The organism is Enterobacter cloacae subsp. cloacae ATCC 13047, from assembly GCF_000025565.1.
In the GTDB taxonomy this organism is placed as follows: domain Bacteria; phylum Pseudomonadota; class Gammaproteobacteria; order Enterobacterales; family Enterobacteriaceae; genus Enterobacter; species Enterobacter cloacae.
Genome location: NC_014121.1, coordinates 4294290 through 4313213, shown reverse-complemented (window position 1 = coordinate 4313213; position 18924 = coordinate 4294290). Strand labels below are relative to the sequence as shown.

Annotated in this window: 20 protein-coding genes and 1 pseudogene; 14 read left to right on the top strand and 7 right to left on the bottom strand. The window is 49.6% G+C overall.

Annotation, left to right across the window (positions count from 1 at the left end):
• Positions 1-236: 236 nt before the first annotated feature.
• On the bottom strand, positions 237-1487 hold the full coding sequence (locus tag ECL_RS20950; protein WP_003862885.1) for a tyrosine-type recombinase/integrase: 1251 nt from the start codon (positions 1485-1487) through the stop codon (positions 237-239).
• 742 nt (positions 1488-2229) lie between these two features.
• Between ECL_RS20950 and ECL_RS20945 the strand changes: the two genes are divergently transcribed.
• The 6 genes and pseudogenes from ECL_RS20945 to ECL_RS20920 all read left to right on the top strand — a co-directional run bounded on the left by ECL_RS20945 (position 2230) and on the right by ECL_RS20920 (position 6905).
• The gene (locus tag ECL_RS20945) at positions 2230-2655 is read left to right on the top strand and encodes a hypothetical protein (protein ID WP_044157542.1); all 426 of its coding nucleotides are present in this window, start codon (positions 2230-2232) and stop codon (positions 2653-2655) included.
• 47 nt (positions 2656-2702) lie between these two features.
• Positions 2703-3182 carry a hypothetical protein gene (locus tag ECL_RS20940; RefSeq protein ID WP_013098596.1) on the top strand — a complete coding sequence of 160 codons (480 nt, stop codon included), beginning with the start codon at positions 2703-2705 and terminating at the stop codon, positions 3180-3182.
• A gap of 235 nt (positions 3183-3417) precedes the next feature.
• Positions 3418-3786: a hypothetical protein gene (locus ECL_RS20935; protein ID WP_052429237.1), complete on the top strand. Its 369-nt coding sequence runs from the start codon at positions 3418-3420 to the stop codon at positions 3784-3786.
• 707 nt (positions 3787-4493) lie between these two features.
• Positions 4494-4745, top strand: a complete 252-nt coding sequence (locus ECL_RS20930) for a hypothetical protein (protein WP_044157539.1) — start codon at positions 4494-4496, stop codon at positions 4743-4745.
• Between the two features lie 3 nt (positions 4746-4748).
• Positions 4749-6441: pseudogene (locus ECL_RS20925) on the top strand (S-type pyocin domain-containing protein).
• Positions 6438-6905 (top strand): DUF6392 family protein, encoded by a 468-nt coding sequence (locus ECL_RS20920; RefSeq protein ID WP_013098592.1) that lies wholly within the window; start codon positions 6438-6440, stop codon positions 6903-6905. Before ECL_RS20925 ends, ECL_RS20920 begins: the two are co-directional and overlap by 4 nt.
• 361 nt (positions 6906-7266) lie before the next feature.
• Here the strand turns inward: ECL_RS20920 and ECL_RS20915 are convergent, their stop codons facing one another.
• The gene (locus ECL_RS20915) at positions 7267-8208 is read right to left on the bottom strand and encodes a LecA/PA-IL family lectin (RefSeq protein WP_236906582.1); all 942 of its coding nucleotides are present in this window, start codon (positions 8206-8208) and stop codon (positions 7267-7269) included.
• A gap of 404 nt (positions 8209-8612) precedes the next feature.
• On the opposite strand from ECL_RS20915, the gene ECL_RS20910 reads away from it, so the two are divergent.
• Both ECL_RS20910 and ECL_RS20905 read left to right on the top strand, forming a co-directional pair.
• Positions 8613-9242, top strand: coding sequence for a helix-turn-helix domain-containing protein (locus tag ECL_RS20910; protein ID WP_013098589.1), 630 nt, complete (start codon positions 8613-8615; stop codon positions 9240-9242).
• 93 nt (positions 9243-9335) lie between these two features.
• Entirely contained in the window at positions 9336-9950 is a 615-nt protein-coding gene (locus ECL_RS20905) for an outer membrane beta-barrel protein (RefSeq protein WP_013098588.1), read from the top strand.
• 58 nt (positions 9951-10008) lie between these two features.
• Here the strand turns inward: ECL_RS20905 and ECL_RS20900 are convergent, their stop codons facing one another.
• A complete protein-coding gene (locus ECL_RS20900) occupies positions 10009-10407 on the bottom strand; it encodes a hypothetical protein (RefSeq protein ID WP_013098587.1) in 399 nt (132 codons plus the stop codon).
• Positions 10408-10652: 245 nt separating this feature from the next.
• Here ECL_RS20900 and yjdI point away from each other — a divergent pair, with 245 nt between their 5' ends.
• A complete protein-coding gene (yjdI, locus tag ECL_RS20895) occupies positions 10653-10883 on the top strand; it encodes a 4Fe-4S mono-cluster protein YjdI (protein WP_013098586.1) in 231 nt (76 codons plus the stop codon).
• Positions 10884-10893: 10 nt separating this feature from the next.
• Positions 10894-11166: a GNAT family N-acetyltransferase gene (locus tag ECL_RS20890; RefSeq protein WP_013098585.1), complete on the top strand. Its 273-nt coding sequence runs from the start codon at positions 10894-10896 to the stop codon at positions 11164-11166.
• A gap of 27 nt (positions 11167-11193) precedes the next feature.
• Here the strand turns inward: ECL_RS20890 and ECL_RS20885 are convergent, their stop codons facing one another.
• A complete protein-coding gene (locus tag ECL_RS20885; protein ID WP_013098584.1) occupies positions 11194-11805 on the bottom strand; it encodes a LysE family translocator in 612 nt (203 codons plus the stop codon).
• A gap of 114 nt (positions 11806-11919) precedes the next feature.
• Here ECL_RS20885 and ECL_RS20880 point away from each other — a divergent pair, with 114 nt between their 5' ends.
• Entirely contained in the window at positions 11920-12372 is a 453-nt protein-coding gene (locus ECL_RS20880; RefSeq protein ID WP_013098583.1) for an Lrp/AsnC family transcriptional regulator, read from the top strand.
• Between the two features lie 39 nt (positions 12373-12411).
• Here the strand turns inward: ECL_RS20880 and ECL_RS20875 are convergent, their stop codons facing one another.
• Complete coding sequence (locus tag ECL_RS20875; protein WP_044157536.1) at positions 12412-13641, bottom strand: amino acid permease; 1230 nt, start codon at positions 13639-13641, stop codon at positions 12412-12414.
• A 120-nt stretch (positions 13642-13761) separates the two neighbouring features.
• On the bottom strand, positions 13762-14223 hold the full coding sequence (locus ECL_RS20870; RefSeq protein WP_038983886.1) for a multidrug/biocide efflux PACE transporter: 462 nt from the start codon (positions 14221-14223) through the stop codon (positions 13762-13764).
• Positions 14224-14328: 105 nt separating this feature from the next.
• Between ECL_RS20870 and ECL_RS20865 the strand changes: the two genes are divergently transcribed.
• The 3 genes from ECL_RS20865 (at position 14329) to ECL_RS20855 (ending at position 17395) form a co-directional block, all read left to right on the top strand.
• Positions 14329-15195 carry a LysR family transcriptional regulator gene (locus tag ECL_RS20865; RefSeq protein ID WP_013098580.1) on the top strand — a complete coding sequence of 289 codons (867 nt, stop codon included), beginning with the start codon at positions 14329-14331 and terminating at the stop codon, positions 15193-15195.
• 93 nt (positions 15196-15288) lie between these two features.
• Positions 15289-16467, top strand: a complete 1179-nt coding sequence (locus tag ECL_RS20860; protein WP_044159208.1) for an acetyl-CoA C-acetyltransferase — start codon at positions 15289-15291, stop codon at positions 16465-16467.
• Between the two features lie 244 nt (positions 16468-16711).
• Positions 16712-17395 carry an oligogalacturonate-specific porin KdgM family protein gene (locus ECL_RS20855; protein WP_013098578.1) on the top strand — a complete coding sequence of 228 codons (684 nt, stop codon included), beginning with the start codon at positions 16712-16714 and terminating at the stop codon, positions 17393-17395.
• Positions 17396-17502: 107 nt separating this feature from the next.
• On the opposite strand, the gene ECL_RS20850 is transcribed toward ECL_RS20855, so the two are convergent.
• Positions 17503-18678, bottom strand: coding sequence for an oligogalacturonate lyase family protein (locus tag ECL_RS20850; protein ID WP_013098577.1), 1176 nt, complete (start codon positions 18676-18678; stop codon positions 17503-17505).
• Between the last annotated feature and the right edge of the window lie 246 nt (positions 18679-18924).

The following is an 18924-nucleotide window of genomic DNA, read 5'->3' as shown; positions in this document are numbered from 1 at the left end:
ATACCATTTATCAATAAAAGCGATCAATAATTTGTTTTTGATCGTTGTAATCTATTAAATTTTGGTGGTTGATTTTTTTAAAAGTTGTTTGAGTAAATAAATTCTGTCATCCTTTTTTATCTTTTATTTATTATTTATCAATTGGTTGGTTGTTTTTTTTGTGAGAGCTAAGCTCGCAGGTATGAGCAAGGTGAATAGCAGCGCATCAAAAAAATAATTTGACATTAGTTATAAATTTATGCGTGGGGAGCTTGCTCCTCTTTGTTTAATTCTGGGAAAGTGATCTCTGGATAGGCCACCATTTCCACATAGTCGGATAGCTCTTTCATGGAACACCCCGCGCTGTAGGTTTTGAATGCTTCTGTGGCAGCGGCTTGGGAAGAGTGTCCCGTGATGTAGCCGATCCGTTGTTCGGGTACTCCGGCACGGTCGAGACACGTGATAAAATGCCCCCTCAAACTGTGAAAGCATTGACGGTCTGTAGCCATAGGCACTACGCGACGCCGTAAGCGGGTGAATGCTTGGGAATAGAATGGTCCTTTCTTACCGTCTTTGCGTTCAATCTTGTTAGCCTGTGGTAACAGGTAATCTCCAGTGTTCAAACTCAGATAATAATCCACCATGCCGATCAGAAAAGCATGGATAGGAATGTGTCTAATCCCTGCCTTCGTCTTGGATTTGCTAATGTAGAATGTCCGTATCCCTTCCACCATAACGATCTCTTCTTTCTTCAAGCTGGCTATTTCGTCCAGCCTTGCACCAGAGAACAAACCGATCAGAATAACTGCTCGTAGCTCTTCGTCTGCTTCGTTGAGTAGTGTAGATAGCTGATGCCATTCAAACGGCTGATAGCTTTCAATTGTGCGCCGCGCTTCAAGGTTGTGACCATGAAACGGATTTAGGGGGGCTATAGCGTCATAGCGGCGTTTGGCGAACTCGTAGAGGCTACCTAACGATGTAAGCCAGTTTTGCACGGTCTGGGGCGCTACATCGCGTTTCTGCTGCTCTTCTATGAAGTCTGTAACTAATCGGCGTCCAATCTGATCCAGGCTGATATCAACTTTCCCAATACTCTGGAGAAACACCTCAACGGCTCGCGCCGATTTGCTCAGTGTGGAGAATGATCTCCGATCCTGGTAGGCAGTAGCGTATTCATCTCGTAAGAAGCACAGGTGAGGAATCGAACTGGCTCGCTCTTCAATCAATGGTTTATTCTTGTTCTTCCTGATTTGAGAGTGCAGGGAAGTGATCGCAAGCTGAATACGCTTATCCTCAGTATCAGGCTTGAACTGTTCTTTAAGGTTGTTCCACTCTACCAGCATGTGGTTACGGAAGTGACGCGCCTTGTAGATATCTCTTGTCCCTGTACTTTTCCGATACAGGCGCTTCCCGCCGAACATGTGACGCATATAAGACGGGATGTAGATTTGAAACTGCCATACACCGTCCGGTGAAAGATAAAGATACTCCTGGCCCTTGATTGTCATGAGACTGATCCTCTAAAATCTCGCAATCAAGTATCAATAATAGTTACTATGTTGATTCGATGATCGTCGCGTTGCGGAAATTATGAAACAGAGTTTCGATTCCCTTCGCCCGCTCCAAATCACTGATAAATAAGTATATTATTATTTATCAGCTAGTTACTTTACCCCGCTAATGCAGGTACAGCCGTAACTACACATTGCACAATCGCCGCGTCTGTCGCGTGGTTGGTGTGTGGTAGTCGGGAGCATATCACCGCGCTGGCAGTGGTTTCAACGTTCTTACTGCGACAGCCCAACAACGAACAAAAGCCGCCTACTCGGCATAATCCCGAAGACTTTTAGTGAAGCGCATTTTAGCCCGATGCCCCCGTTCTGTCGCCGTCGCGAGACGCCGCAGGGATAAACAGGTTTATGGTGGTCACGGTACTTGCAGACCATATGCAAGCTCTGCCAGCGGTTCGGCCTCGCTCCTTTTGGGTACATGGTCATCCTGATAAGCCTCACTAACTGACATAACCCTAATGAAGTCGCCAGAGGCTCCGCTTGTTGTCTTACCACCAACGGGGCTTTATGGCTCTTTTCTGGTGCATACGGTAACTTTACGAGCAGTAGGATGCTGCCGGTTTGCCTCAAGCAATTGACGGCGTCGTGGCTGATTAGATAAAAATTCACCCAATTCCACTTATTACGGTAGAAATTGATATAATCCCAAGCGATGCAAATAACATGTTAAGGAAGAACAATGGCTGACCCAACTTCTCTCGCTGCTATCTCTGGCACCCTTGAGCTTGTTAACAAATCAGTTGATTTAGTTCGCAATCTCCGTAAAAAAGGTGACGATGAACTTACCGCTGCCGAAATGAGAAATACATTGATTGATTTGCTTGATGACCTTGTAGAAGTCAAAAGTGAATTTGTTAGTCTTAAAGCTGTTTTGCTAAGTAAAGAAGAAGAAATACAAGAGCTAAAGGCTAAGCTAGAAGGAAAGCAAGAAGTAAAATTTGATGGTCGTTTATATTGGAAAGAGGGTGATGAAACTGCTTTTTGCCCGGTATGTAAAGAGAACGAAAACAAACTAATACATATGATCTATTATTCTGGTAGTAGAGAATACTCCCCAAGTTGGTATTGTAAAGTATGTCGTAATGAGTTCAATGAACATGCCTAGTTTTATATTGTAGCTAGACAATAATGACTTTTTATTATGGGGGATGTATGTCAGTTTTATTATTTTTGCTGGATAAGGTTAGCTTGCTTTTTTCGGCCTTAGCGTTAATTGTATCAGTGTTGGGTTATCTAAATAGTAGAGAAATAAAAATAAAGAATAACAAAGATTCTTTGTATCGATTTAAAATTGAAACTTTAAGTAAAGCGAGAGAGTCCGAGATCGCGTTTCAGGATATATATGAAAAAATTGCATCATTCATTAGAGAACTACAAAACAACAATGATGTATCGGTAGCAGCAAAGCGCGTTGTTTTAGATGAACTTTTTGAGCAAAGAGATACATTCTTTAGACAGTCTGTTCTGGATTCGAAGGCTGCATGTTCTTTTATCATTGAAAATTTTGAAACAATGAGTGAGGAAAAATTTGTTGAATACCATCGTGTCTTTGTCTCTGAATTAGATAGACTCAAAGCCAATAATAAAAGATTAGATGATAAATTTGCCAACTTGCTTGATGGTATGAAATAAAATATTCAATGTGTTATTACTTGCCAGTGCATTGTTGGTAACTTGCAGCTTTGTACTGCAAAAAGTTAATCATCGCAAAACTTATATATATTATAATTATCGGCCTGCTAAAACCTCGCTTTGTATAATCATGTGGCTGACTTTGCTACGGTTATTCTGATTTTTGATAACGATGTTTCCGTTTCATTTTTCTTAATGGATTATTAGCGTATTCACTAACGATGAGGGCGTGTTTATGAACGAAACGGTGGAAGAGTTGAAAGCTAGGCTGATGCTAATTAAGTATTACATGGCGGTGTCAGAGGCACGGATTGACACGGGAGAGTTTGGCGATATTCGTTCTTCCGTGCGAGAGGAGCGCTGGAAGGCTGGCCGTGCGCTGAACAACTTTGTCGGAGCTTATACCTACCAAGTATTGAAACTAGATTTTGTGGGGCTTCATGAGGCAGTTGAGTCTGCACTTAGCGCGGCTGAGGATGGGCGATACGGCTTAAACCGAGCGTTCGAAAGTGAGCTGCGTGGATTGTATGACTGGTTTCGTGAAAGATTACCTGATGGATATTCTCCTGGCTGGTTGAAACATGGTAGCCCAGATGGACTATAAGCAATCTTTACCGGTTAGACTGTAATGCTTGAAGATGTAGGTTTATCACGGCTTGAAAAATTGCACGTTTATGGTTGCCCCTCTCTCAACGATTAAGGCTTCAACTTCCCCCGTGCGCCTCTCCCAGCCGAAGGCTAGGCGGGCTAAATATCGATTGGCCTTCCTCTGTGGCGTTTATGACCCTGTTTCGCGTTTTGACAGTGAGGCTGTGGGTTAGGGTTACTCTTCTCTTTAAACGCTAAATAACTCCTGAATCCCCACTGTAAAAGCACTTTGCGTTGATACTGGGTGCTGCTCTTGTATCTGTTACGTTTGGGTATACCGCATTGACACTTTTATTCGATGACATTTTGTCTTGTGTGTCAGTGCTTAATATTAAGCTATTACCTTTCAGTACTTAACATTGAAGAAAATAAGCCGTGGTGAACCAGTAACTCGATCTTCTTAAATCTGTATTGTTCCGACCCTGACGGAAATCGTATAGGCAAAAGCAACTGGACGCTGCAAAACTTTCAAAGGCTGTAATTGTCTTGAAGTATGCGAAAAAAAATAGCGAGCCACAGATGTTAATATTGATGGTGTTTATTTTTGATTGGGAAATATTGAATTGGATTATATGAGCCAAAAGTGCTGATTAAATCTGGTTGATCTTTATTCGTAGTAGAATTATTCGGTTTTGTAATCAAATGTAGCTAAAGGGAATTTATATGAATCAGCGATGCAGCAAAGAATTAACGCCAGCAAAAAGTACCACAAGGGTTGATCCGGCACATGCAATAATCACAGAAATCATGGGTTTTGAATGTAAACACCCTGAGATTGCTATCTGCCGCAGAGCAACAGAAGGGATTATTACCCGTTGTGGGGGAATTGTTGCCCCAGTGGGTAATCTGCTGAATCTGGTAACCCGAGAAGTGATTGCGCTTGAGGCGGATTTTCCGACCGTTACCGGAGTTTAACCTATGGGTTATCGTACCGATAATTTTGGCCGGGGACAGGCGCTTGAGAATGATAAAACGACTACCGGTGCCAGGTGTATTGCGTCTATTACGGACAGCACCGAATTTGGACGCAGAATTCTCAGGGTAGGTGATAAAACCACTCCCTGTCCTAAATGTGGCAGGAAGGGCGTGATTGTATCAGGTGAGGAACGGGTGACATTCCACGGCGTACCCGTCGCCGTTCACGGTTCAAAAGTACACTGTGATTGCCCACCAGGTTCAAATCGGGTAATTGCTCCCGCAGGTCAGTGGCTGGGACGTGGCCGAGACCCGGTTGATGTTGCCAGGGAACAACACGCCGCCAGGCTGGCAGCAGAAAAGCAGGCTGAAGAAAACCGCAGAGAGGAGGAAAGGGAGCGCAACCGGGTATTTGCAAAATCCTGCCTGCGGGGGGATGGCTGCAATGATGCCGGTGACGAGCGCGAACCCCATACTAATTTTGCCGATATGGCATTTTTCCTGGCCATGCCGGCCAGCGACCCGGCAACCGATTCAGACACCCCGCAGCACGCGCAGACCGCCAGAAAGAAAAAGCCAGAGGATATCCCCAGACCGAAAAAGCGCAGCGCCCTTTATCGCTGGTGGAACGGCAACCAGGAGGAGATGGATTATCAGGCCGCTGTTGCCGCCGCAACTGCAGCTACGCGCGCGCAGACGGCCACAGCGGGCGCAAGCCTGCTGGAGCTGATAAGCGGCAGGGCGCTGACCTACGGCACATGGGCGGTGCGCGGTGCTGCCGGGCTGGGGGAGATAGCCGCCGCCGGAGCGGGCGCACCCGTGGCCGGGCTACTGGTGGGAATGATGCCCGGCAGGCTGAACGACGGCGAACAGGATTTTATCGACCGTATGCGCCTCGCGCAGATGCGTGAAGCCCCAAGCCGTGTTCGCTATACGTGGGAGAACGACAGCAGGGGGAACCCGGTGCCGCATGGCTGGCACACGCCGCCTGGCCGGGACAGTGTGCGCGTCAGAAAAATGGAGTACGACAGCAGGGTGCAGGCGTACACCTTCACTACGGAGGAAGAACCGCGCGTCACCATCGTGTGGACGCCTGACCGGACGGACGAGAAAACGCCGTTGAATACCGGCAGCGCGGCCGGTGCTACCGAACCCGGTTGTTGTTGACCCGCTGCCCGTTAACACCGGCATAACGGCGACTACCAGCCCGGAACAGGAAGAAAAGCGTTTCGCGGATTACATTCTGATTCTGCCGTTCCCTGACCTGCCGCCGATTTATATCTACCTGAGCAAACCACCGGTGGAGTTTCTGGAGGTTGAGCTATACAGTGACTTTAAACGCCGTTCGCGGCAGGGGATATATGAGGCTGATCATATGCCGTCTGCTGCTGCGGTGCGAACAGCGTTATTGCGCGAAAATCCACGTCTCAGTAAAAATCTGGTGGATGAAATGGCGCAGGATGTTGCAGCCATAGTCGTTCCAAAAGAAATTCATCAAAAAATGAGTGAAACTTATGGTGGCCGCAATACGCCAGCACAAATTGAACTTGACTCAATGAATCTCCGTGCGGCAGTTGATCGTAACCTGGACGCAATCAAGCCAGCCCTTAAAGCAAATGGCGCAACAGAAAGCCAGATAGAAACGGCAAGAGTCAAAATGCACACATTGAATCGAAACGTGGGGTTATACAAATGACAGTGAATGTTGAAGCGTTAATTCATAGCTTCGGTAAATCTTATCAAAACTTGGTTGACGCTGAGCTGATACCTTACAAAACCCCTCCAACAGGTTTTTCTGGTGATCCTGATCTGAGCCTGAATATGGCGCTGGAGGGGATATATTTATCATTCAGGCGTGAAGGGCGCATTCTCCAGGAAATTACAGCAATTCTACTCAGGCCGGAAATTAAGGGCTGGCATTTTCCTAATAAGTTGCCGTTCGGGCTCAAAAGCGAAATGTCACGACAATGGATTCATGAACATTTCGGAGAGCCGCTAAGAAGTTCACCACCTAAAACTATTATGAGGCGTGCCTTGGGATGGGTAGATCTTTTTGATGCCGCAACTGGAGACATCCCAGTGAGTATGCAGATTGATTATGACGTAATGGACAATGCTTTATCTGTAACATTTATGCCAACCTCAGAGCATCGCTGGTAGTGTTCAATATAAGCCCCGGTAGGGGCTTTTTGCAGTGTTGCATACTACGATTCGCAGTACGAACGATAGCCTTAATGCGGAGGCTGCTAACAGAATGACTGTCTGGCCCGCCCATACCCTTATCGACAGGCTTTGTGTTGTTTGTATTTATTTATCCAGTTCTGATCTCACTATTCCTTTGAATTAACCATAACCAGACAGGTCTTGTATCGTTTAGCGATATAGCAGCGCACAATAACCTTGCCCACTGGTGTTTATTACCTGTTGGTGTAGCGCATATGTTGAACATGTGCGCTACACAATTTTGAACATCGCACTGCCATTCAGCATTCCCGCTAAATAGCAGCCCGACTATTTGACGTTAACCCTTTATCTTCAGTTCCTTGATGCGGAAATCATTTCCCATACTGGCTGACACATGGCTGACTACCGCGAGTTCAGCCTGACTGCCCGTGGCTTTGAATTTTCCACTCAGGGTTACCCATTCATTTGCCTGCTTCAGTTCCAGGGGGGCGGAAATGTCTTTGCCATCAGCACGCAGCGAAACCTTTGGCGCTTCATATTTTCCTATGATGCGCGCAATTTTCACCGTCCAGGTATATTCATACCCGGCAGTCAGACCTGTCAGTGTCTTTTTGAGGATCTCACCGGCATGGTTTTTATTAGGTCTGGTAATAAACTCGACGGCGCGGGTGCTGGCGTCAACCAGGTAAAGATCGTGACCGGCAGGTCCGGCCTGCCAGTTATTCCAGTTATCGCGCTCAAAGTTGGTTAAATCTTCAAACGGAGCTGCCGCCGCGGCGGAAATATCTGCCTCGCGATACACTTCAACGCTGAATTCACCGGCGTTGTCTTTGTACTGGTCTTTGCCATCGGCAAAAAACAGCGTCAACGTCCCTTCAGCTGGCACCGACCAGCGGTATTTATGATTACCAACCGGATAATTTTCGTTACCAAGGCGTGCCTGAAGCGAAGGATTGCGTAACGTTAGCGTTTCACCCTCTCGGGGAATACGCCCCTGTGGTGCGGTAAGCGCAAAATTTTCACTTCCATTCCTGGCCCAACCACTGGCCAGAATAGTAATTATCTCTCCCGCTTTGAGGGCAACTCCTGTATTTGTCCCTTCGGCATTTTTTGCGTCAACTTTTCCTGACCAGATTAAATTTTCGCTCATGTCTGACTCCTGTGACAGCGTGGCGAAGAATTTCGCCATTGAAAGATAGTCCTTACGAAATGCGTGATTTAAGTCACTCAGTTCTGCTAACCGCCTGATAATTTGAATAAATAAAATCCTGAGAAGCACGAACTTCTCATCATCATTACCCGGTTGTTATCGGCAGGAATGAGAATAGTCAGGTGGTATATACAATTCAAAACGCTAAAAGCTTTATTAAGGGTTGCGATTTTGTAATTAATTAAAAATAATAAAATAATTATCGCTGAATTAGGAATAATCTTAAGCAATATGAGGGTGAGTGCAGGGTTTTTAAATCGTTTATTCTCCCCATTGTTTACGTTGATAATCATGTAAGCACTTCAGGAAATCGGGCATACTTATCACGTGTCACGCAGGTAAAGTTCAAAAATAAACAAATTATCTTTTTACGCATGCAGCGACCTCTGATATACCTTCCTTCCCTCATACCAGTCTGAGTGATGACCGCTGTGGTCTATACTGGCCATTATCGAATACCCAAAGGTGGTGTCATGCATATATTGCCTCCTGTTCGCCCTGAACACTCCATTGAACGTCTGACGGCGGTACTTGAACCCATTGCGGAAAAAGTGAAGCTTGCGCCGCGTAAGCGGATTACCTGGAAACATAAAGGCCGCCAGCAAATGTATCTTTTTCAGGAAGGAGAGCTTTCTTTGTTGCGGGCATCTGACGGGTTGCTGTTAGTTAGCGTTTTTGAGCCTCATCTGTTCGGCATTGCCGAGATGATCCAGCCGACGCAAGGACATATACTACGCGCAGAACGGGAGTCTCTGATTTTGCGTGCTGATGCAGATGAAGCCGCCGCGCGATTTCGTGAACAGGGCGTCTGGGAGGATGTGGCAGCTTTGCTGTCGTACCATACGGCCTATCTCATTTATCGTGATGCCCAGGTTGTGCAGCAGCGCACCTATTCCGTGATTCGCAGCTATCTGCAGGAGATGATATTACTGCCCGATGAGGTGCGGATGCGAACAACTATTCTGGAATATATTCAGGATCGTACGCTTCTTTCCCGCAGCAGTATTCTCAATGTATTATCTGCACTTAAGCAAGGTAAATATATCGCGTTCAAACGTGGCGGATATTTACTGGAGGTAGGGCATTTGCCAGAGTCATTTTAAAATTTAAAAATAAACAGAAAATGATTTCGCGATCGTCGTGTTTGTCGATATCGTTTGCTCACTGAAATATTCAACAGAGTAAACGGGATTTCTATGAAAAAGACACTTGTTGCATTAATTCTGGCTAACGCTTTTACCGCAACGTCTGCATTTGCAGCGGCAGATACAGGCACCTGGTATAGCGGTGCTAAATTCGGCTGGTCACACTATTTTGACGCCAACACCGGCTCGAAAGCGAGCGATAATAATAATGGCTCGAACCAGTATAATATCGATCATGATAATGTCGGTGGTGGGGTATACGCGGGTTATCAGATGACTCCGTGGCTGGCACTGGAAGGCGGGTACGATTATTTAGGCAATATGCAGATTAAAGGCAAACATAGCGCGGGGGCACAAATGAAAAGCCAGGGGCTACAGATGTCCTTAAAAGCCAGCTATGCCGTGACCGACAGCTGGGATATCTATGGTCGTGCCGGAGCGATGGCCTATCGTGCTGAATCTGATGTAAGTGGTCACAATCGTTTTGAAACAGGCGTTCGCCCGCTTGCCGCAGTCGGGACGGAGTATGCGTTTAACAAAAATTTAGCGGGCCGTCTGGAATATCAATGGGTAAGCAACGTGGGTAATGCCAACCAGATTGGCGTCAGCAGTGACGTAAGCTCTGTGACTGCAGGTCTGACATGGCGATTTGGACAGCACGATTAATCTTTGCCATCCTTTCCGTTACAAAAGCCCGACTGTTCAGCAGTTGGGCTTTTGGCATTTAACCGGTGACTAAAGGTTGAAGGACAATGTTAATCTTTTGCAGTCCCGTGACGTTTTTATCTTTCAGGTACTGCTGATTAACCATTTCCAGCTGCTCAAGTTTAGTCAGCGAGGCGAAGACCGGCTGAACAGGGCTATCTTCGGTAAAAATATCTTTCGCGGTAGTCTGTTGTAAATAATCTGATTTCAACTGCGCTGTTAAACGGTCGATCTGAACTTTATTTTCCTGATACAGCGCAGCGATATGCGATGCCGGAATTTCTGGCGGTTTTTCTCCGGGTAAAACTAATGGGATCTGCAGATGATGGATTTGTTCAACCTTATCAGGCGCAGAAGCGCTGCAGGCGGTTAATAAACTGAGGCTGAGCAGAGTCAGTAATAATGACCGTTTCTTCATGGGGTACTCGTGTTAAATAAGCAGAGCGGACATTATCGTAAACAACCGATACATCTTCAGATTAAACTTGTTTAATTTTAAATATCCCGGCGGGAATAATCAGCCAGGCTGACGCAGCCACCCCGTCTGCGTCAGTCATGCACGCAGGGGAAACAATCCGGCAAGAAAACGCTATACGTTATAGCCATCAGGATCCCGTAAGGCTATGCTTCATTCAGCACGATAATAATTACAGAGGCAATGTCATGGATAAAGAACTACTGGATGCGGGTTACCGGGCCTATACCGGGGAGAAAATTGACGTCTACTTCAATACCGGGATCTGCAAACACTCCGGTAACTGCGTGCGCGGCAGCGCAAAGCTGTTTAATCTGAAACGTAAACCGTGGATCATTCCTGATGAAGTGGACGTGGAAACCGTTGTACGCGTGATTGATACCTGCCCGAGCGGTGCGTTGCAGTATCGCCAAAAATAAGCGAGGAACCATGGATATTCTGGAAGGCCATAACAAGTTTTATGTGAACGATGCGAACGGCAATCAGGTTGCAGAGATTGTCTTCGTACCCACAGGTGAGCATCTGAGCATTATTGAGCACACCGATGTCGATCCGAGCCTGAAGGGGCAAGGGGTTGGTAAGCAGCTGGTGGCGAAGGTGGTGGAGAAAATGCGCGGTGAGAATCGCAAAATTATCCCGCTGTGCCCGTTTGCAAAGCATGAGTTTGATAACACGCGGGAATATGACGATATTCGGGCGTAAAACACACCGGCGATGGCCGGTGTTTTTTTATCTCACCTGCTCCAGCAGCAATCCCAGCGCGATCGCCACCATAATCCCCCCTGAGGCCATGCTCACCGCACGTGCCGCCTGCGGACGGGTCGCCAGCACCGCTTTCGAACCATACCCCACCAGCAAATAGACCAGTGTGCAGGTGATAAGATGCATCACACCCAAGGCTGACATCTGCGTGGCAATCGACCAGCTTCCCTTTGGATCGGTAAACTGCGGAAGCAACGCCAGAAACAGTAAGAAGACTTTTGGATTGAGCCCGCTGATACATAATCCCTTCACCGCCCACTGTTTCCAGTTTCCTGCATGCTGTACGGTGCTTTCCGGCGCAGCAGGATGGCGTAACAGCGTGATGCCGAGCCACAGCAGATAAACCGCCCCCGCAATTGTCAGCCCTGATAATGCCAGTGGATGTTGAGCCATCAACACACCCACGCCCGCCACTACGACCAGCGTGGCGAGCAGATGCCCGGACATCAGTCCCATCACCGCCGGCACTACGCGCCGCCCGTTGATCCCGGCGCTGATCGCATAGGCCCAGTCTGCACCCGGTGTCATGATGAGCAGGAAGGACACCACCCAAAAACCGGCCACAATACTCATTTCCATCGTCTGTGAAACCCCTGTATCTGAATTACCCGGAGAGAAAGAATATCGGTATCGGTACGAAATGAGTTTTCAATGTTATGCTCATAAAACGCTAAAATTGAGAAAATCTTCCATATGGATAGCATTGATCGAAAAATTCTTGCTGAACTGCAGGCTGATGGCCGTTTATCTCTTACGGAGCTGGCGGAGCGGGTGAACCTGAGCCTCTCTCCGTGTCACCGACGTGTACGTGCGCTGGAGCAGAGCGGAGCCATTACGGGGTATCGCGCCAATCTCGATCCCGCCAAAATGGGGTTTAATTTCCTGGCGATTGTGTTTGCCACCCTGAAAGAGGGTGATAAGAAAGCGGTCAGCGCGTTCGAAGAGGCGGTGGAAGAGATCCCGCAAATCGTGCTGGCCCAGCGATTATTTGGTGATCCCGACTACCTGATGCATGTTGTCACCCGCGATCTGTCGGCTTTTCAGAAACTGTATGACGAGAAACTTTCTGCCATGCCAGGCGTACAGCATCTTCGCTCTACGCTGGTGATGAAAACGGTCGTGCAGGACAGACCGTTTCCACTGTAAAAATCAGACGCGCCCGGCAGAAGGCCGGGCACGCGAGGGTTAGCCGACAAACATCACCGACACGCACAGCACGCCAACAATCAGCGTGAGCAGGCTGCCAATGGAGCGATACGGCTTCAGGGCGGGGATCAGGTAGGTCGACAGCGTCGGCATGATAAACAGGATCATGGCGATAAGCGGACCGCTGATGGCGTAAATCATCGAAATGGCGTTCGGGTTAATGCAGCAGACCGCAAAGGTGATCAGCGACACGCCCAGAATAGAAATCGCACGGTTAAAGGCGCGGCTCTTCTTCACGCCGACCTGATTCAGCGACGACTTCACGATTTCCGTCGCCCCTTCAATCACCCCAAAATAGGTGCCCAGGAACGATTTCGACATGGCAATAATCGCCACAATAATGCCGGAAATGCCGAGCCAGGCCGGAGAAGAGGGCATCATCGACAGCGCTGACAGGATCGTCACCCCTTGCTCTTTTGCGGTCACAATATAGGACGGCGGAATCGAGAGCAGGCAACTGAACACAAAGAACAGCACGCTCAGGCAGATGATCAGATACGCCACCTTCATGATTTTCTTGCACTTGTCCATGGCTGCGTCACCGAACTTCTCGCGGCGATCGACGGCAAAGGTGGAGATAATCGGCGTATGGCTAAACGCGAACACCATCACCGGGATTGAGATCCACACCTGATGCAAAGTGTGGCGATCAAACGCCATCTGGCTGGTAAGCAGTGAGGGTTGCCAGCTGCCGGTCAGGTACAGGGAGACAAACAGGAAATAGGCGATCAGCGGAAACACCAGGAAGCCCATCACTTTGATCGTGATATGTCGCCCCATCAGGAAGATAAGATTCAATACCAGCACCACGCCAAAACTGACCAGCACGCGAGTGGCGGTATCCACCGTCATCCTTTTTGCCAGTTGCTCGGTTAATGAATTGGTGATGGCCACGGCGTAAATCTGCACCACCACGAAGAAGGCGACGAAATAGAGCGTGGTGATCAGATTCCCGATTTTCCTGCCGTAGTAGTGGGAGACCGCGCCGGTGATCCCTTCATTGCCTTTCGTTTTTGACGACAGGATAAATTGCGCCAGCGCTTTATGCGGCCAGTAGGTTAATGGGTAGGCCACAAGGGCGGTAATGAACAGGACAATAGCGCCTGCGGAGCCCAGCTGGATGGGCAAGAACAGCGTTCCTGCGCCCACGGCCGTGCCATAGAGAGCGAAACTCCACAGAGTCTCATCTTTTGACCAAATTTTCGACATTAGAGCAACGTATCAACTAGCAAACCATTCAGAATGGAGTGCAATTTACCATAGTTATGCGTTGAGAGCGCAGTTGCTTCGACGGAGTTTGGCCGGACCAGTCGTCCGGCCAGGGGGGAGTTAGCCCGCCAGAGCGCGTCGCTGCTGACGGCGCTTCAGGAATTTCTCACGTAACGTGTCATACGCCCAGTTGTAGAACATGGTGTAGGGCAGGAAGAACAGGAAGAAACCTATTTCCAGCGTGAATGCCTGTAGCAGCGTGACGCCCAGAACCGCGGCGACAATCGACACGCCAATCACGATAAACCCACATTCGAACCCCAGGGCATGCATCGCGCGGACTTTTGCCGTGCGTTTTACGCGCTGGACAGGCCAGAAACGGTCGAAACCGAAGTTATAAATAATGTTCCAGAGCATGGCCGTGGTGGCGAGGATAATGGTCAACCCACCCATCTCCACCACGGAACGCTGCATCAGCCACGCCGCCGTTGGGGCGAGGATCGCCGTGGCAATCCCCTCAAAGCAGACCGCGTGGAAGATCCGCTCCGGCAGTTTACGTTGGAGTGCATCCTGATGTTGCATAGCTTTCGACCTCGTTAATTCGCCGGTATGGGCGTTGATGGTGCCTATTTTTATCGCTAAAGGTGATATATTAAAGATGGTATCCATCGATAAAGTAGATAGGTTATGCGCTACTCACCTGAAGCCCTTACCGCGTTTGTTGAAACCGTGGCAGCGGGCTCTTTCTCTGCTGCCGCACGGCGGCTGCGTAAAAGCCAGTCAACAATCAGCACCTCGATTGCCAATCTTGAAGCTGACCTCGGCTTTGATCTGTTCGACCGTTCGGCGCGCCAGCCGGTGTTAACCGCTCAGGGAGAGCAGGTGCTGGGCTATGTCCAGGCGATCCTCGCCGCCAGCACGCGGCTGGACGAACTGGCGGTATCGTTGACCGCGCAAACGGAGGCGCGCCTGACGTTTGTCCTCTCTGATACGCTTAACCCGGACGTGCTGGAAGATCTGATGAACCAGTTTGACCAGCGTTTTCCCCATACGGAATTTGAGTGCCTGATTGGCGAGGAAGAGGACGTCATCGATCTGCTGCAAAAGGAGAGGGCGCAGGTTGGCCTGACGGAGGCGCGTGACGCTTACCCGACCGATATCGGCGTCACCCGGCTGCCGATGCAAACCCGGATGGCGATTTATGTCGCGACCACGCATCCTCTGGCCGGGCAACATGAAGTGCAGGCCGATGAGCTGCACGGCTGGCGGGAACTGCGGCTCAGCACCTACCTGGAGCGCGAGGCAACGCTCGCCCGGGGGCCGGTCTGGTCGGCACCGAATTACCTGTTACTGCTGAGTATGGCGGTGCAGGGATTTGGCTGGTGCGTGTTGCCGTGTGCGCTGGTGGAAGAATTTGCCGCCGCGAAATCGCTGGTGCAGTTGAATGTTCCTGGCTGGCCTCGCGCGATCGGTATTGATTTGCTATGGAATAAACGATCCCCTCCCGGCGTCGCCGGAAGCTGGCTGCGGCAGTATCTGCAGGACGCACGCTGATCCTTGTGATTAAACTCACTATTTTTAAACAATTAAGATAAATGCCAGTAACAATCCTCTACTATCGTCATGTCCTTTAACGCAGAGGTGGTGATGAAAGATGTCGTTATAGTGGGTGCGTTGCGTACAGCTATCGGCTGTTTTCAGGGAGCGCTGGCGCGTCACTCGGCTGTTGAACTGGGTAGCGTGGTGGTGAAAGCGCTGGTGGAGCGCAGCGGGATCCCGGCACATGAAGTCGATGAGGTGATCCTCGGACAGGTCCTGACGGCCGGCGCCGGGCAAAACCCTGCCCGTCAGGCGGCGCTAAAAGGCGGCCTGCCCAACACCGTCTCGGCAATCACCATCAACGACGTCTGTGGCTCAGGGTTAAAGGCGCTGCATCTTGCCACGCAGGCCATCCAGTGTGGTGAAGCGGATGTGGTCATTGCCGGTGGGCAGGAGAACATGAGCCGCGCGCCGCATGTCCTCACCGACAGCCGCACCGGCGCGCAGCTGGGTAACAGCCAGTTGCTCGACAGCCTGGTGCATGACGGGCTGTGGGACGCGTTTAATGATTATCATATGGGCGTGACGGCGGAAAACCTGGCGCGTGAGTACGGTATAAGCCGTGAGCTGCAGGATGCTTACGCGTTGAGCTCGCAGCAGAAAGCGCGTGCCGCGATTGATTCCGGGCGTTTTCGCGATGAAATTGTCCCGGTGTGCGCCCAGCGTCAGAACGGTCAGACGATTGTCGTCGACACCGATGAGCAGCCGCGAACCGATGCCAGCGCAGAAGGGCTGGCCATGCTCAATCCTGCTTTTGAAACGCAAGGGTCGGTCACGGCGGGAAATGCCTCTTCGATTAACGACGGTGCGGCGGCGGTGATGATGATGAGCGAAAGCAAAGCGCAGGAACTGGATCTCCCCGTGCTGGCCCGGATTAAGGCGTTTGCCAGCGTGGGGGTTGATCCGGCATTAATGGGGATCGCGCCGGTGTATGCGACCCGCCGCTGCCTGGATCGCGCGGGCTGGCAGCTTTCCGATGTGGATCTGATTGAAGTCAACGAGGCCTTTGCCGCGCAGGCGATCTCAGTGGGCAAAATGCTGGAGTGGGATCCGCTGCGGGTGAATGTCAACGGCGGTGCGATTGCGCTCGGTCATCCCATCGGTGCTTCCGGCTGCCGCATTCTGGTATCGCTGGTTCACGAGATGAAAAAGCGTAATGCCCGTAAAGGCATTGCCACGCTCTGTATCGGCGGTGGGCAAGGAGTAGCGCTGGCTATCGAACGTTAATCCCTTCCTTCATAAAAAAAACCTCCCGATGGGAGGTTTTTTTATGCGCGTTATTCCTGCCTGACGTGATCTCCCTCCATTAATTTCGCCTAAATCCCACTTGTTTGTTGACGTGTATCACGCCGATTTGTACCGAAAAAAATGAAACAAATAATTACGATCTTGCTCACTAAAATAGCATTTATTAAAAAATAAACTGCCATTTCATAAAAATGAAACGTTATTTTAATTGAGGGTTTTTGTCATGTTTAACAAATCTCTGGTTGTAGCTTCTCTTATTGGTACTTCTTTCGCCGCGCAGGCGGTGACCGTCGATCTGCGTCATGAATACATCGACAGCGGCGCAAATGCAGATCGTGTTTCAGTCTCGCATCGCTTTGCGAATGGCGTCGGTTTTTCTGTAGAAGCGAAATGGAAATCGGGTGGCGATAAGGCCGACCAGCCGTTTGCGGATGTGGTGGGTAACGGTCATGAAGATCAAATTAGTTGGCGCTGGAAAGCGACAGAGAATATTGCGCTGACTCCCGCGTTCACGCTTGAGAGTAACGACAGCCGTACCATTTATAAACCGAACCTGCACCTGCAATACAGTTTCGATAATGGCTTTTACGTGGCCGCGCGTTACCGTTATGAATATACCCGTTATCCGTCGAGCTCTAATAAAGACGATGACAAAGTTAACCGTGGTGATGCCTGGGTCGGCTGGGTTATGGGAGACTGGCGTACCGAACTGAATTATGTTTATGCAAAAAGTACGGAAGGGATGGTCCGTAATAATAATAAAGATTATTCCACCGAATATAACGCGAAGCTGGCGTATAAATGGGATAAAAACTGGGCGCCATATGTTGAGGTGGGTAACGTGGGTGTGAAAGAGAGCGATGAACGTCAGACCCGCTTCCGTTTAGGCGTGGCGTATTCCTTCTGATATTTCCCTCCAGGCCCGGTGAGCGCAGCGTCACCGGGCAAAACGTTCAGAGCAAAAAAAGCCCTCCGTAAGGAGGGCAAGGCCAGTTACAGAAACACATTTTTAAATCATGCAGACAACATATCCGGTTGCGCGGGAAGTTTCGCAATATAGAGGGCAGGTTTGCCGTCTTTATCGGAACTGAACAGTACCGCTTTCTCGTCCGGTGTAAAGGAGGGATGCGGATGGGTGACCTGGCGGCTATTTTCTACCGTCGCCCAGGAGGTGTCATGACGGGCGATGCGATAGTAGCGCTTTTTGGCCACGTCAAAGGCGTAGAGATAGGGATCGTTATCGATGGTGTAACCGTGGGTGTCTTTCACATCCACCGGTGTGCCGGAACCGTCGCCCACCAGTAACGTGCCGTCGAAATTACTCATCAAATGTGAACAGGATGGCATCTGCATTATCGTCTCATTCACGCCGGTTTGTGGATCGAAGCGGCAGATGGAACGACCCTGCTGGCCTTTCAGATACGAGACGTATACCAGCGCGGAGCCATCCGGGACCCAGAATTCGTGGGTACAGCTTTCACCTTGTGCATGGGTTTTGACTTTACGTATGTCGGTGCCATCTTCGTTGACCAGCCACATCCGGGCATCGACCAGATCGTGTGGTCCCTCGTGACAAAACGCCACCGTATGGTCATCAAACGGACGATAGATAGGATGCCCCAGCCACTTCTTCTCTTCATGAATGATTGAGCTCTCGCCGGTTTTCAGATCCACGCGCAGCAGCCGGCAGTGTGGCCCTTTATGGAAGAAGTCGTGGAAAATTTGCCAGTCGTTCAGCGGTGTCCAGTCGCGTTTCGCAATTTCAATGCCCACAAGGCTGGTGCAGTCGCTGTTCGCCACCCAGGTGCCGTAACCGACCCAGTCATCCGGGACGCGGTACACTTCACGCTCTGCCCGTGTCTCAAGAGAGACCTCCAGAAGCGTGCGATCGTTCTTCACATAGTAGAAGGCGCGATCGTCCGGGGAGAGAAATCCGCCAAAGGTGTTATCGCCTGCGCCCTCTGTCAGCTGTACGGCTTCGGCGTTCTGCAGATCCAGCAGGTAATAGTTCCAGTGACCATCGAACGCTCCGGCGAACAGCAGATGACTGCCGTCATTAAAGAAGCACTTCTGGTAAAAGTAGTTGCGATGACAGGTTACTTCAGGCGGGGTCAGACGCGTGACTTCGACGCCTGTATCCGGATCCCGGCCGATCTCGTAGTTCAGCTTGACCCGCATACCTTTAGCCATAATGCGCTCCTTTCGGCAATAAAAATAAGATTAAAAAGCAGGTGTTAAATTATCAAAACACCGTTTTATTTAGTGTGACTTATCGCGCAGTTTGTCAGTTTGAGTGAGGTGAAGCGGCGAATCCTGACGCTTCCGTGATCGGAACACCATTTCTGGTATAAAGAATCACAAAAAATGAAACGATGTTTTAAATGTAATTGAAAACCCCATTATGGGCGTTTACACTGTGCTTATCCTTAAAACGGA